This is a genomic window from Streptomyces sp. NPDC046261, from assembly GCF_040646235.1.
GTDB lineage: Bacteria > Actinomycetota > Actinomycetes > Streptomycetales > Streptomycetaceae > Streptomyces.
This window is the reverse complement of the sequence record NZ_JBEYZU010000016.1, coordinates 120087-134372: the sequence shown is the minus strand read 5'-3', so window position 1 is coordinate 134372 and position 14286 is coordinate 120087. Positions and strand designations below refer to the sequence as shown.

Annotated in this window: 14 protein-coding genes; 10 read left to right on the top strand and 4 right to left on the bottom strand. The window is 71.1% G+C overall.

The window, feature by feature from the left end; genetic code table 11:
- The coding region (locus tag ABZ956_RS24455) for a transglycosylase SLT domain-containing protein (protein WP_361897494.1) at positions 1–612 on the top strand (612 nt) is incomplete at its 5' end.
- An 88-nt stretch (positions 613–700) separates the two neighbouring features.
- Here ABZ956_RS24455 and ABZ956_RS24450 read toward each other — a convergent pair.
- Positions 701–1783, bottom strand: coding sequence for a M4 family metallopeptidase (locus tag ABZ956_RS24450; RefSeq protein WP_361897505.1), 1083 nt, complete (start codon positions 1781–1783; stop codon positions 701–703).
- Between the two features lie 253 nt (positions 1784–2036).
- Between ABZ956_RS24450 and ABZ956_RS24445 the strand changes: the two genes are divergently transcribed.
- On the top strand, positions 2037–2657 hold the full coding sequence (locus ABZ956_RS24445; protein ID WP_361897491.1) for a PepSY domain-containing protein: 621 nt from the start codon (positions 2037–2039) through the stop codon (positions 2655–2657).
- Between the two features lie 3 nt (positions 2658–2660).
- On the opposite strand, the gene ABZ956_RS24440 is transcribed toward ABZ956_RS24445, so the two are convergent.
- Positions 2661–3272 carry a TetR family transcriptional regulator gene (locus ABZ956_RS24440; RefSeq protein ID WP_361897488.1) on the bottom strand — a complete coding sequence of 204 codons (612 nt, stop codon included), beginning with the start codon at positions 3270–3272 and terminating at the stop codon, positions 2661–2663.
- Between the two features lie 189 nt (positions 3273–3461).
- On the opposite strand from ABZ956_RS24440, the gene ABZ956_RS24435 reads away from it, so the two are divergent.
- The 8 genes from ABZ956_RS24435 (at position 3462) to ABZ956_RS24400 (ending at position 11350) form a co-directional block, all read left to right on the top strand.
- Positions 3462–4544, top strand: coding sequence for a nitronate monooxygenase (locus tag ABZ956_RS24435; RefSeq protein WP_361897485.1), 1083 nt, complete (start codon positions 3462–3464; stop codon positions 4542–4544).
- Positions 4545–4610: 66 nt separating this feature from the next.
- Positions 4611–5120, top strand: a complete 510-nt coding sequence (locus ABZ956_RS24430) for an O-acetyl-ADP-ribose deacetylase (protein ID WP_361897483.1) — start codon at positions 4611–4613, stop codon at positions 5118–5120.
- Between the two features lie 54 nt (positions 5121–5174).
- A complete protein-coding gene (locus tag ABZ956_RS24425; protein ID WP_361897480.1) occupies positions 5175–6053 on the top strand; it encodes a methylenetetrahydrofolate reductase in 879 nt (292 codons plus the stop codon).
- 304 nt (positions 6054–6357) lie between these two features.
- Positions 6358–8655 (top strand): nitrate- and nitrite sensing domain-containing protein, encoded by a 2298-nt coding sequence (locus tag ABZ956_RS24420; protein WP_361897477.1) that lies wholly within the window; start codon positions 6358–6360, stop codon positions 8653–8655.
- Complete coding sequence (locus ABZ956_RS24415; protein ID WP_361897475.1) at positions 8652–9056, top strand: roadblock/LC7 domain-containing protein; 405 nt, start codon at positions 8652–8654, stop codon at positions 9054–9056. Before ABZ956_RS24420 ends, ABZ956_RS24415 begins: the two co-directional genes overlap by 4 nt.
- Entirely contained in the window at positions 9056–9424 is a 369-nt protein-coding gene (locus ABZ956_RS24410) for a DUF742 domain-containing protein (RefSeq protein ID WP_361897472.1), read from the top strand. Before ABZ956_RS24415 ends, ABZ956_RS24410 begins: the two co-directional genes overlap by 1 nt.
- Complete coding sequence (locus tag ABZ956_RS24405) at positions 9411–10001, top strand: ATP/GTP-binding protein (protein WP_361897469.1); 591 nt, start codon at positions 9411–9413, stop codon at positions 9999–10001. The genes ABZ956_RS24410 and ABZ956_RS24405 overlap by 14 nt, the downstream gene beginning before the upstream one ends.
- Before the next feature lie 77 nt (positions 10002–10078).
- On the top strand, positions 10079–11350 hold the full coding sequence (locus tag ABZ956_RS24400) for a Gfo/Idh/MocA family oxidoreductase (RefSeq protein ID WP_361897466.1): 1272 nt from the start codon (positions 10079–10081) through the stop codon (positions 11348–11350).
- Here ABZ956_RS24400 and ABZ956_RS24395 read toward each other — a convergent pair.
- The gene (locus ABZ956_RS24395) at positions 11336–12661 is read right to left on the bottom strand and encodes an MFS transporter (RefSeq protein ID WP_361897463.1); all 1326 of its coding nucleotides are present in this window, start codon (positions 12659–12661) and stop codon (positions 11336–11338) included. The two genes, ABZ956_RS24400 and ABZ956_RS24395, sit on opposite strands and share 15 nt — an antisense overlap.
- Positions 12658–14067 (bottom strand): FAD-dependent monooxygenase, encoded by a 1410-nt coding sequence (locus ABZ956_RS24390; RefSeq protein WP_361897460.1) that lies wholly within the window; start codon positions 14065–14067, stop codon positions 12658–12660. The genes ABZ956_RS24395 and ABZ956_RS24390 overlap by 4 nt, the downstream gene beginning before the upstream one ends.
- Positions 14068–14286 lie beyond the last annotated feature (219 nt).

The following is a 14286-nucleotide window of genomic DNA, read 5'->3' as shown; positions in this document are numbered from 1 at the left end:
GTGCCGGCCGCCGCGGCGGAGTCGGCTTCGGTGAAGCCGGTGGCGTGGAGCGCGCAGTCGTTCGGTGAGACGCAGGACGCCGCGCTGGCCCAGCTGGAGGGTGAGGCCGCTGTCCAGGCCAAGGCCGAGGCGAAGGCCGCGCTGAAGGCCGGCGCGGACGCCGCCGCCAAGGCGAAGGCCGACGCGGAGAAGGAGCGTGCCGGCAAGGAGGCCGCGAGCCGTTCGACCGAGCGCAAGCCGGTCAAGCCCGCTGCCCCCGCCAAGCCTGCCGCTCCGGCGAAGAAGGTGTATGCGGACAATCTGGATGGCTGGATCAATGAGGCCCTGGACATCATGAAGGCCAAGGGCATCCCGGGTACCTATGCGGGCATCAAGAAGAATGTGATGCGTGAGTCGACGGGTAACCCGCGGGCGATCAACAACTGGGACTCGAACGCCGCTGCCGGTATTCCGTCGAAGGGTCTGCTGCAGATCATCGACCCGACGTTCAAGGCGTTCCATGTCGAGGGCACCTCGTGGGACCCGTACGACCCGGTCGCCAACATCGTTGCTTCCTGCAACTACGCTGCCGACAAGTACGGCTCGATGGACAACGTCAACTCCGCCTACTGAGCCGGCAGGCATCCGAAACGCCGAAAGGGCGGCGGCACCCACACCGGGTGCCGCCGCCCTTTCGCATGCCGACCGCGCTCACTGTCGGTTACGTGACGTTGACCGCCGCCCACGCACGGTCGGTCCCGTGGTACTCGCGGCTGCCTGCTCCGTAGAGCTCGGCGGCGGCCCACAGGGTGGCCGAGCGGGCGGCGTGGTAGTTGGTGTTCGAGGTCATGCGCTGGGTGAGCGCCTTGAACCAGATCTTTCCGGCGGCGGTGCGCCCGATGCCGGTGACCGGGGTGCCGTTGTAGGTCGGGCTGTCGTAGGGGACTCCGTTGATCACCTTGGGGCCGCTGCCCTCGGCCAGCAGGTAGAAGAAGTGGTTGGCGGGGCCGGCGGCGTCCCGGGGGTCGGTATTGCCGATGCCGGAGTACCAGTAGTCCTTCGAGTGGCCGTCCTTGGACGGCTGGTCCATGTGGCGCAGGGGGCCGTCGTCGCCGTTGAGCCGCGTGTCCTCGCCGACGAGATAGTCGCCCGGGTCCGCCGGGTTCGCGGCGTGGAACTCGGCCGCCGTGGCGAACATGTCGCTCGTCGCCTCGCCGAGGGCCGCGGACTCCCCGCTGAAGCCCAGGTTCGCGGTGGCCGCGGTGACACGGTGGCTCGTCTCGTGCACACCGACGTCGATTCTGGTGAGGGGGCCGTAGGGAGGCTTGGAGTCGCCGTAAGTCATGCAGGTGCCGTAGAAGGCGTTGACGACATCGACGCCGTGATGGACGCGGCTGCAGCCCGCCCGGCCGTCGCCGAATATGCCTTTGCGGCCGTGTGCGGCGAGGAAGTAGTCCCAGAAGACGGAGTGGATGTAGTGGGCTGCCACGGCGTCCGACTGCCGGCCGCCATCGCACCAGACGTTGTCGTCGTCGGTGACCAGGGTGCCGGTTCCCGAGGTGGCCTGGTTCATGTCGTAGGTCTTGTGGTCGCCCCGTCTGGGGTCGGTGAGCTCGTACCGTCCGGTGCCGGGGTTGTAGGTGGTGTCGAGCGTGACCTTTCCTACCGCCGTTCCGCAGCCGACACCGACGGCGTGCCGTGCGGCCCCGGACGCCGTGGCGGCGGGCGCTGTCCGGGCGCTCGCGGGAGCGCTCAGCGGCCCCGCGACGAGGGCGACAGCGGCGACGAAGGCGCCGGCGGCCATGGCGCGGCCGCGGGGGCGGGGGAGTGGGAGGGCCATGTCGGTTCCTTCCGGCATCGGCGGCGGGGGAACGTGTGCCGCTGTCGAGCGTGCCAGCCCGGACCGTGATTGTCAGGGGCGCGACAATGACTCTCCTGTGGCTCCTCCCTGTGGCTCCTCCCTGTGGCTCTCCGGCGGCTCGCGCGGACGCGTAACTCACGCTCATGGGGGTACGTGGCACCCCTGACGTTGGAGTGGGAGGTGTCAGCATTTGCGCATGCGACAAAACACCACGAAATACACCCTTGTCATCGCGGCGGCGGCCATGCTCGGCCTCAGCGCCTGTGCGGACTCCGATTCCGGCAAGGAAGGCGGCGGCGCCACCGGCACGCACAGCCCCTCGCCCGGCGCCCCGGCCAGCCCCACCGGCACCGCGCCCACCGGGACCGCCGAGCTCACGGCCTCCGTGCGCAACGCGATCAAGGCCCTGGACACCGCCGACCGCGACGTGCCGGGCGGACAGTCCTTCGACCTGGAGAGGGAATCAGGGGCGGAGGGCGGCCCGGTATGGGATGTGAAGACCGCGTCGAACGGCAAGGACCAGTACAACCTCACCGTCTCCGAGGACGGCACGAAGGTGGTGAACAAGCGCCAGGACATGACGCCGGACGACGACGTCGCCAAGCTCAAGGACGTACAGATCTCCGCCCAGGAAGCGGTGAAGCTGGCCGCCGGCCGCCGGCACGGCGAGGACCTGAAGTCGATGGAGATCGACCGCGACGCCTCCGGAACGACCGTCTGGCAGGTGAACACCGTCAAACCAGGCGCTCAGAGCGGAACGGAGACGATCATCGACGCCCGTTCCGGAAAACTGATCGGCGACAAGACCTCCGACTGAGGCTCAGCGCGCCTCCTGCCCGGGGGCGCGCAGCAGGAGCAGCGTGTGGGACCAGAGGCCGTCGAGGAGTTCCGGTGAGTTGGCGAGCTTGGCGAACATCACCATGCCCTCCAGGTGAGCCAGCACGGCGCGCGCGGTCTCCTCGCCGGTGCTCGCCACCGGGACGCGGCCCTCGGCGGCGGCCTGCTCGAGGGTGGCCCGTACGAGCGCGATCTGCTCGTCGAAGATCTCCTGGAGACGGGCCTGGACGGCCGGCTCCTGGTTGCTGAGTTCGAGGGCGAGATTGGCCAGCAGGCACCCGCTGACCGCGCCGGTGTCCTGACGCGCCTGGCGCTGGAGCCGTGTCATGCCGTCGAAGAGGTTCCGGAGCCGCTGCAGGGCCGGGGCGGCGGCGCCGAGTACGGCGATCCAGTCGGCGCGCTGGCGGCTCCAGTGGGCGTCGATCACCTCGAGCGTCAGGGCCTGCTTGGAGGCGAAGAAGTGGTAGAAGCTGCCCTTGCGCACATCGGCGTGGGCGCAGATCTCGGCCACGCCGAGGGCGGTGTAGCCGCGTGTCCCCATCAGCTCGCGGGTGGCGTCGAGGAGGCGCTCTCGCGCGCTGCTGGTCCGTCCCATGGGGGCGAGTATACGGTCGGTCAACTACCGGGCGGGCCGGGCTCTGGTGTTTAGTTGACCGGTCGTCTACTCTGCGGGTGACGGCAGCCTCGAACGGCCTGCCGGCACCGACTCGCTCAGGAGGACACTCATGTCCCTACCGCCCCTCACTCCCGTTCCCGCACACCGAGCCCGCACGGAGGTGGCGACATGAGGCCCGGCCGGCTCGGCGCGCTGCTGGGGCTCGAGCACCCCGTCGTCCAGGGCCCTTTCGGCGGCGGTCTCTCCTCGGTGGCGCTGGCCGTCGCCGTGTCCGAAGGCGGCGGACTGGGCTCGTACGGGGCACACATCCTCGAACCGGACCGGATCACCGAGACCGTGGGGAAGCTGAAGGCGGGCACCGCCCGCGCGTTCGCGGTCAACCTCTGGGTCCCGCAGCCCGGCGAGCCCGGACCGCACCCGGACCGCGCGGAGTGGGCCCGGCACGCGGACCGGCTCCGCCCGTACTACGAGGAACTGGGGCTCGCGTGGCCGCCGGACGCCCCGGCCGCCGGCACACCGGACTTCGATGACCAGGTCGACGCCCTGCTCGCCGCCCGGCCTCCCGCCATCAGCTTCGTGATGGGCATTCCGCCGCAGCGGGTGTTCGACGAGGCCCGGCGGCGCGGCATCGTCCTGATCGGCACGGCGACGACGGTGGACGAGGCCGTGGCGCTGGAAGAGGCCGGCTTCGACGTCGTCGTGGCCTCGGGCAGCGACGCGGGCGGGCACCGCGGGGCGTTCCTGCGACCGGTCCACGAATCGCTGGTCGGCACGTTCTCCCTGGTGCCGCAGGTGGCGGACGCGGTGTCGGTGCCCGTCGTGGCGGCGGGCGGCATAGCCGACGGCCGTGGCATCGCGGCGGCCCTGACCCTCGGGGCGGACGCCGTCCAGATCGGTACGGGCTTCCTCGCGACACGCGAGTCCGGCGCGAGCGAGATCCACCGCCGGGCCCTGCGCGCCCCGGAGGCCCGTACCACCGTGCTCACCCGCCTCTTCTCGGGCCGCACCGCACGCGGCATCCCCAACCGGTTCGTCCGCGACATGTCCGCCCACGAGAACGACGTGCCGCCCTACCCGCTCCAGAACACCCTGATGCGACCGATCCGCCAGGCCGCCGCCGACCAGGGCAAGGCCGACTACGTCAACCTCTGGGCCGGCCAGGCCGCCGCACTGGCCGGAGCGCCGCACGCGCAGCAGTACTTGTCGGACCTGCTGAAAGCCACCGAACAGGCCCTCACCACCCGGCCCTGACACGGCGTCGGCGCGCCAGCGGTAAACGGCTCGCCGCGCCGTCCGCCGATGGCCGAGGATGGCGGCATGGTCACGATCGCCCTGGTCCAGGGCAACATCACCGAACAGCACGTCGACGCCATCGTCAACGCGGCGAACTCCTCCCTCCTCGGCGGAGGCGGCGTCGACGGCGCCATCCACCGCGCCGGCGGCCCCGAAATCCTCGCCGCCTGCCGCGCCCTGCGGGCCTCCCACTACGGCAAGGGCCTGCCCACGGGCAAGGCGGTCGCCACCACGGCGGGCCGGCTCCCGGCCCGCTGGGTCATCCACACGGTGGGGCCACGATTCACCCACGACGAGGACCGGTCGGAGCTTCTCGCCTCGTGCTACCGCGAGTCGCTGCGGGCGGCCGATGAACTGGGCGCGAGGACTGTCGCCTTCCCGGCGATCTCCACGGGAATCTACGGCTGGCCGATCGATGACGGTGCGCGCATCGCGGTCGAGACGGTCCGGGAGGCGAGGACGTCGGTGGAGGAGGTCCGCTTCGTCCTCTTCGACCAGCGGGCGTATGAGGCATTCGCCGCGCAAGTAAGGTGACTCGCCTCCCGCTGGGCTCGTACAGTCGGGTCGTCCCACGTCTTACGGAGCACGATGGATTCTCGTACCGCCTCGCCCGGTGGGGCCGCCCGCCTGCTGCTCGAGGGCTTCTCCCTGGAAATGACCGGCAAGGACGGCCCGGCCCTCCAAGAGGCCGGACACCTCCTTCCCGCGGGTACGCGGGTCAACGTGACCTTCCTGGGCAACGAGGAGATGTCGACGCGGCTCACCGCCGCCCGTGCGGTGAAAGCCCTCGGCTTCGAGCCCGTCCCGCACCTGTCGGCCCGTCGCATGCCCTCACGCGCGGCGTTCGAGGAGTTCCTCCGCCGACTCCGGGCGGACGGGACGTCCGGACAGGTGTTCGCGGTGGGTGGCGACCCGGCCGTGCCGGAGGGGCCGTACGAGGACTCCCTGGCACTGATCCGGTCCGGGCTGCTGGAGCAGTACGGCGTCCGGGAGGTCGGTGTCTGCGGTTACCCGGAGGGGCACCCGGCCATCACCGGCCCGCGTCTGTGGTCGGCGCTGGAGCAGAAGGCCGCCGCGCTCTCCGAGCGTGGCATGTCCGGTCACATCATCACGCAGTTCGGCTTCGACCCGGACCCGGTCCTCAGATGGATCGAGGAGGTGCGTGACCGTGGCATCCACCTGCCCGTCAGGGTCGGTGTGCCCGGGCCCGCGGGGGTGCGCAGGCTGCTGGGGTACGCGGCCCGGTTCGGCGTCGGGACCAGCGCGGGCATCGCCCGGAAGTACGGCCTCTCCCTCACCCACCTCATGGGGACGGCCGGCCCCGACCGGTTCGTCCGTGCCCTTTCCGAGGGCTACGATCAGCAGCGGCACGGCGCCGTCAAGCTGCACTTCTACACCTTCGGTGCCCTGCGGGCCACCGCGGAGTGGGCGGCGGCCTTCCGCGAGGCGAGCCCGTCGGCCTCATAGCGCGCGGCAGCCTCACAGCTCACGGCAAGCCCCATCTCCGGTGCGGGCCTGTCGGCGTCCTGCTGACCTCGGCGTGCGATCCGCCCGATTTCCCGGCACAGTCGACAATCACCGCAACTCGCGATGAACCCCTCTTGAGTGCCTTTACCAATCCTGTGCGCCAACCTCAACTGATGTTCCTGGAATTGGCTGGTTATGATCGGCACCCACTCCGAAAATGACCGGCTGTGTTGTACGAGGACTGATGACTCCCACAGGATCCGAAGACCCGGGCGAGCCGGTACGAAGAAACCGACGACGGGCCGTGCGCCTGCGGACCTTGCTCGTCTGGCTCGCGGTGGTGCCCACCGTGGCGATGGGCGTCCAGGTTCTCATCAGCTCCGACCGGTCGGTGCAGGAGTCCCGGCACCTGCGCAAGGACGTGGTGGCCGGCCGGAAGACCGGCGTACCCCTGCACCAGCTGATGACCACACTGCAGTACGAGCGCGCGATCACCGCCGCGTGGTGGTCGGGCATGCCCGTGTCCGGGGCCGATCTGCGCGGCCGCCGGGCCGACACCGACCGGGCCGTGGCCGTGTTCCTGAAGTCGTCGGACCCCGGTCAGCTCCATTCCGACCGGGCGAAGGACCGCCTCCGTGACGTCGCGCGGCGACTGGCCGACCTGGGCGCCCAGCGCGAACGCGCCGACGCACGCCACGGCAGCCCGGACGACACCGTCGACTACTACACCGACGTGATCAGCGGAACCATCCGTTGCTTCGGAGACTTCAACCACGTCGACGACGGCAGGCTGACGCAGGAGACGACATCGCTCGTGACCCTGTTCTCGGCAGCGGAAGTGGTGGCTCGCGAGGATTCCATCCTCGCGCTGTCGGGCCCCTCCGGAAAGCTGACGCCCGCCAGGTTCAGTGAATTCGCCGAAGCCGTCGGCGCGAGCACCTACTTGTACGGCACGGTCGCCTTCGATCTGCCCCTCGACGCCCAGGACGCCCTCCAGCGGATCCTCACCTCGAACGCCTGGCAGACCAAGTCCCGCATCGAGAGGGCGGTCGTCTCCGAGCACCGGGACGTCTCCTCCGGCGTCGTGCTGCCGCCGGACGTCAGCGACTGGCGGGCGGCCTACGCCACCCTTTCCGACCAGTTGAACACCCTCGACGAGAGCCGGCTGCACGAGCTGCTCGCCCACGCCGACGACCGGGCGGCGCAGCTGGAGAATCAGGTCGTCCTGCTGGTGGCTGCCAGCGGTGCGGCCCTCCTGCTGGTCGTCACCGTCGTGGTCTTCACCACGCGTTCGGTCCTGCGCCGCCTGCGCTCTCTCCATGACCGCACGGTGACGGTCGCCGAGGAGGTCCTGCCGGACGTCGTGAACCGCCTCCAGCGCGGAGAGGCCGTCGGCACCGACGCACTGCCGCGGCCGGAGGGCGACCAGGACGAGGTCGGACGGATCAGCGACGCCTTCGCCCACGTCGTCTCCGTATCCGTCGAGGGACACCAGAAACTCGCCGACGAGCGGCAGGGCTTCAGCGTCTTCGCCTCCGGTATCGCCGCACGGACCGGGAACCTGGTCAGCCGGCAGCTCGCCCTCACCGAGCACATCCAGGACACCTACGGCCAGGACGAGGCACTCCTCGCCGACCTCATGAGGTCCGATCAGCTCACGGTGGGCATGCGGAGGCAGATCGAGAACCTGCTCATCCTGGCGGGTGGCGAGATACCCGACCCGCACATGGAGCCCATGCGCGTCGCCGACCTGCTGCGGGAGGCGGCCGCCGAGGTCGAGGACTTCCGGCGCGTCGACCGGCACGCCATGGACGAGACGAATGTGGACGCCGGCGTCATCAGCCAGCTCAGCCACCTCCTGGCAGAGCTGCTGGACAACGCCACGCGCTTCTCCCCGCCGACGGCGAGGGTCGCCATCCGGTCCGAACTGGTCGGCGACGGCCTCTGCATCGAGGTCGAGGACCGCGGCCCGCGGGTGACCGCCGAGAGGTACGAGGAGATGAACGGCCGGCTGCACTCGGCGCCGCCGTACTCCGTGCTGGCCCGGAACGCGCACCGGCTCGGCCTCTTCGTGGTCGGCCACCTCGCCGACCAGCTCGGGGCGACGGTCACGCTGCGCCGGTCGGCGTTCGGCGGCACGTCCGCCGTCGTGATCGTGCCGAGTGAGCACCTCGTGCCGGCCCAGGAGGGCACCGCGGTGCCCGGGCCGGCGAAGGAGCCCGCGCCCGTACCGCGGCCCGCACAGCCCGCCGACGAGGGGCGGCCGAAGCTCGTCGTGCGGCAGCGGACCGTCGATCCGGCGGGCGACCCGGCCCCCGGCGCGTCGGAACTGCCGCGCCGGGAGCGGAAGAAGCAGGTGCGGCAGGCCGGGAACACGGCGCCGGAGGCACCGCCCCGGACCGGCTCCGGGGACGTCCCCGGCCGGCCGGCTCTCCCCGAGCGCGTCCCGCAGACCCACATGACCCAGCGGCTCCGCGAGTCGCGTGCGGACGAACCTGTGGGCCGGGACGCCGCCACGCCCGAAGAGGTGGCCGACGCCTGGGCGGACTACGAAGACAGCACCAGGCAAGTGGAACTCGAGCTCCGACAGGACCAGTCATGACGACGAAACAGAACGATGCGATCTACAGCATCCTGGACAACAACCTGAGCAGGATCGCGGGGATCCAGGGAGCCGTGCTCCTCTCCAACGACGGGATCAAGCTCAGCGCCTACATGCTGGAACGGGACCAGGCCGAACGGGTGGCCGCGGCGGCCTCCGGTATCGCGTCCACCATGAAGGCCATATCGCGGGAGATCGACGGCGGCGGAGTGATCCGCCAACTCGTCGAGATGGACGACCGGTACCTGTGCATCGTCGGGTGCGGATCGGGCAGCACGCTGATCGTGGTGGCCTCCCGCAAGGCACGGCTCGGAGAACTGGGCGGCGAGACGGTCCGCGCCGCGCAGGCGCTCGGCGAGTGGCTGGACACCCCCGAACGCTCACAGGCGCCCACCTCGTAATGGCGGCCGACCCCCAGCCCGGACGGCGCCGCCGGACGCGGCTGTACGCCCTCACCGACGGGCGTACGGCCGCGTCCCGGCATGGTCTGACGATGGACACCGTGATCACAGCGGCCGCTGACCCCGGCCCCGGTCACGGCAGCCTGCCCACGGAGTGGCAGGAGATCCTCACCATGTGCCCGTCGCCGAACGGACGGGCGGTCGCCGAGATCGCCGCCCGGATGCGGATGCGCCTGACTCCCATGGTGGTCCTGCTCGGCGAGCTGCTGGAGCGCGGTCTGATCCGCCACCGGCCGCCGCTGGACGCCTCCGAGACCTCCAATGTCCACCTGCTCATGAAAATCAGGGACAACCTTGCCCGACTATGACACCGCCGCACCGGAAGCGTCCCCCGTCAAGATCCTCATCGCCGGGGGCTTCGGAGTCGGCAAGACGACCCTGGTCGAAGCGGTCTCCGAGATCGATCCGCTGCGCACCGAGGAGCGGCTGACGACCGCGGGCGTCGGGGTCGACGACCTCGACGGCATCGAGAGCAAGACGGCGACCACGGTCGCGATGGACTTCGGCCGCATCACCCTCACCGACGCCGGAGTGGTCCTGTACCTCTTCGGCACCCCGGGCCAGGAACGCTTCTGGTTCATGTGGGACGACCTGCTGAACGGGGCGCTCGGGGCGATCGTCCTGGTCGACACCCGGAGGCTGGACCGCAGCTTCGCCGCCGTCGACTTCTTCGAGAACCGCGGACTGCCGTTCATCGTCGGCGCGAACTGCTTCGACGGCGAGCAGCCGTACACCGCCGAGGAGATCAAGGCCGCCCTGCACCTGAGAGACCCGGACACCCCCGTCCTCCTGCTCGACGCCCGTTCCCGTGAGGACGTCCGCGGCTGCTTGCTCTCGCTGCTGGACCGGCTCATCGCCCAGTCGCGCGTCACCGCGCCCGTCTGAACCGCGGGCGGCGAGGTGCCGATCACCATGGCGGAGCGGCAGTGGGCAAACGCGCGACACCGAAATAGGGTTGCGCCATGTCGCCTGTCTCTCTCCTCGTCGTCGGCGCCGGCGATCGAGGCACTGGATACGCCAGGTGGGCTCTCGGGCATCCTGATCGCGCGACCGTCGTCGGCGTGGCCGAGCCGCGAGCCGTGCGCCGCGCACGGCTCGTCGAAGAACACGGCATCGCGCCCGAGAACGCGGTTGAGGACTGGAAGGAGCTCGCCGCTCGCGGCAGGATCGCCGATGCCGTGCTGATCTGCACCCTCGACCGCGCACACGTCGAGCCCACCGAAGCCTTCGCCGCCCTCGGCTACCACATCATGCTGGAGAAGCCGATGGCACTGGACGAAGACTCCTGCCGACGGGTCGTGACCGCGGTCGAGCAGGCCGGCGTCATGCTCGCCGTGGGCCACGTACTGCGCTACACCCCCTACACGCAAGCACTCAAAGCCGTCGTCGACTCCGGACGGCTCGGCGACATCATCACCGTCCAGCACCTGGAGCCGGTCGGCTTCTGGCACCAGGCCCACTCCTTCGTCCGGGGCAACTGGCGCCGTACCGACCAGGCGACATCCATGCTGATGGCCAAGTCGTGCCACGACCTGGACTGGCTGCAGTACGTCCTGGGGCAGTCGCCGGAGCGCATCTCCAGCTTCGGCCGCCTCTCGCACTTCACCCCGGCCAACCGGCCCACCGACGCGGCCGACCGATGCGTGGACTGCCCGGTCGCGCGAAGCTGTCCGTACTCGGCCACGCACTTCTACGGCGGCATGCTCGACCGTGGCGAACACCGCTGGCCACTGAGCGTCGTTGTCGACGACTTCACGCCGCAAACGCTCGACCGGGCCCTGCGCACCGGACCGTACGGCCGGTGCGTGTACGCCTGTGACAACGACGTGGTCGACCATCAGGTCGTCGCGATGGAGTTCCCCGGCGGAGCCACCGCTACCTTCACCATGACCGCGTTCAACAAGGCCGCCGACCGCAAGACCCGGATCTTCGGTACCCGCGGTGAGTTGTACGGTGACGGCAAGAGCATCAAGGTCTATGACTTCCTGACCCGCAGCGAAGCGGACGTCATGCCCTCGCGGCAGGGGGAGATGACCGCTGCCGGTGGCCACGGTGGCGGAGACGCGGGGCTCATGGATGCCTTCGTCGACGCCGTGGCGACCGGAAACCCCGCACGGATCAGGTCAGGCCCGCGCGACTCCCTCGCCAGCCACATGGCGGTGCTCGCTGCCGAGCGAGCCCGGCTGAACGGCACCGTCGAAACGCTCTTGGCACCGCCCTCAGCCGCGAACTGATCGTCGCCCGCCCACGCACAGGACGACGGCTGCCAGGGCCGTCGCCGGGGCGGTGACGAGGAGGGGCAGGTGAGGTACCGGTGTGGTGAGGGCTCCGGCGAGGCCGGGGCCCGTGGCGCCGCCGAGCATGGCGAACGTGGTGGCCGTCGCGGTGGCCCGCGAGGCCGCGTGGCGAGGGCGGTCCCGGGTGACGGTGGTCATGGCGGAGCCGTTGGCCAGCCCCAGACCGCAGCCGACCAGGGCGCAGGAGACGCCGATGAGCCACAGGGGCGTGGGACCGCCGCGGCCGAGGCCGCCCGTGAGCAGTCCGGCGGCTACGCACAGCAGCCCGGCGCGCATCAGCGGAGGCCCGTCACTGGGCCCCCGGGTGCGGCGGGCCGCCCAGCGGCCCGTGAGTACCGCGGGCGCCACGGCCGGCAGCGTGACCAGCGCCGCCCGGAACGGGCTCAAGGAGTGCGTTCGGGTGAGTTCAAAGTACGTAAGGAACGTGAACAGGGAGTTCGCGCAGAAGAGCACCAGCAGGACCAACAGGGCGCGGCGGGTCTCCGGGCGCCGGAGCAGCCCGCTGTCGAGGGCGAAGTGGGGGCGGTGCCGTGCGTGGTGCAGGAGTACGGCGAGGAGCGCGCCGGTTGCCGCCACGGCGGGCATGGTGGCACCGGCCACGGGAGCGGTGAGGGCGATCAGTGCCGTCGTGGCCGTCATGGTGCACAGGGCGATTCCCACACTGTCGGGTCGCCGGTCCGGGGCGGCGCGTCGCGGTGCCCGGCCGGGGAGCAGGGCGAGGGCGCAGCCTGCCGTGACGGCGGCCAGGAGGGCGAGGGCGCCGAAGACCGCGCGCCACCCGAGCGCGCTGGTGAGCAGCCCACCGAGCAGCGGACCCACACAGGAGGCGGTGGCCGCGGTGGCGACCCAGGCGCCGACGGCACGTCGTTCCTCGTCCTCGGCCCGGCTCAGGTCGAGCAGGAGCGAGAGGCTGACGGGTGAGAGGGCGGAGCCGCCGGCGCCCTGGACCAGGCGGGCGGCGAGCAGGCCCGGACCGTGGGGCGCGGTGGCCGCCAGCAGGCTTCCACCGGTGAACGCGGTGAGGGAGGCCAGCAGGACGCGGCGCGCCCCGTACCGGTCGGCCAAGTGCCCCGCGCCGAGTTGCAGTGGCCCGCTGGTGAGGTGGTAGCCGGCGGCGAACCACTGGGTGAGTGCCGGGCCCATGCCCAGCGCGCCCGACACGGCGGGCACGGCCGCGGTGGGGGCGGCGATGGCCAGGGCGCCGCACAACAGGGCCAGTTGGCAGGTGCGCAGGGGGCCGGACGTCACAGGAAGTGTCCGTCGGGGCGGACGATGTGTGCCTGCCGGTAGGCGTCGGTCCGCACCGTCAGCAGGGGCGGCGCCATCGTCGCCGCCCGGGGATCGGGAGTGCCGCACGCCGGCACGAGGTGCACGTGATGACCGGCGCGCAGGGCCTCGAACAGCCGGCGGTGGGGGCTCGCGGTGGTCAAGAGCAGCGGTACGTCGGGGGCTCGCGCCCCGCTCCGGCCCCGGGCGCCGGCGCCCGGGGCCGGCAGACCGGCCAGGGCGGCGGCCAGGTGTCTGCGTACGGGCGGCAGCCGCGCGACCCCCAGTCCCGCGGTACGCAGGACGTGGCCCGGCAGCGAGGGGGTCGCGTTGAAGTGCAGCATGGCACCGGTGAGCCGCATGACCCGGAGGGCGGACCGCCGGCGCTCTGCGGCGTAGGCGTCGAGCAGCCCCTCGTACCGGGCGTCGGCGACCACTGCGGCGAGTCGCCATCCCAGGCTCATGGCGTCGGCGACACCGGTGTTGAGGCCCTGGCCGCCGGTCGGCGGGTGGACGTGGGCGGCATCGCCCGCCAGCAGGACGCGGTGACGCCGGTAGCGGGCGGCGTGGCGGTGCTCGCACCGGTAGCGGCTGATCCACTCCACGTCGCGCAGAGCGAGGTCCCGTCCGGTGATGCGGTGCAGGAGTGTTTCGGTCAGGGCGATGTCGGAGGGTTCGCCGGTCCCACTTCGCCCTGCGAGCGGCCGGTACGGGTAGAGGACCAGGCGCCAGCGACCGTCCCCGAACGGCAGGAGCAGCACCATGCCGTCACGCCCCCATTGACTCCAGGGCTGCTGGGGCCCGGCATCGATCCGTGCGTCGACCGAGAGGACGTCGTAGGGGTGGACCGTGCGGCGCGCGGATATCCCCGCGAGCCGTCGAACGGTGCTGTGCGCCCCGTCGCACCCCACGACATAGGCGGCACGCACCCGGCGTGTGATTCCCTCGTGCCGTACGGACAGTTCGACGCCCTCGTCGTCCCCGCGCAGACCGGTGACCTCCGCTCCGCGTGCGACGCGCGTGCCGTTCTTGAGGGCGCACCTTTCCAGCAGGCGTTGCGTCCGGTGCTGAGCGAGCGCGAGGGCGTAGGGAAAGGGGCTGTCGAGCCCGGTGAAGGGTGCCTTCGACCGTTCGGAGCCCAGGGGATAGTGCCGGTATTGATGGCCCTGGGCGACGAAAGGTCCGGCGATTCCGCGCATGTCGAGGAATTCGAGGGTGCGGGAATGCAGGACCAGTGCGCGCGTTTCGCCCGGCACGCCGGCGTCCCGCTCCAGGACGACGCAGTCGATGCCGCGCGAGGACAGTTCCGCCGCCAGGAACAGGCCCACGGGACCTCCGCCGACCACTGCCACGTGGACCGCACCGGGCAGGAGCGAGGCACTGGCCATATGGCTGATTCCTTCGCTGGTCACGCCGCCGACGCCCCATAGGCTGGCACCGGGCCATGGGTGTGTCCAGACCGCCTGCCGGCGCGCACGGGGACCGGTTCCGGAGCTCGGAAGTCCGCACCGTAGATATGATTGTCGCAATTACATGTGGCCCGTTGACCGTTTCAACGGCGGCTGGGAAGGTTTTCCGGGCGCGCTCGCGCCTCCACCGCCCGGCGG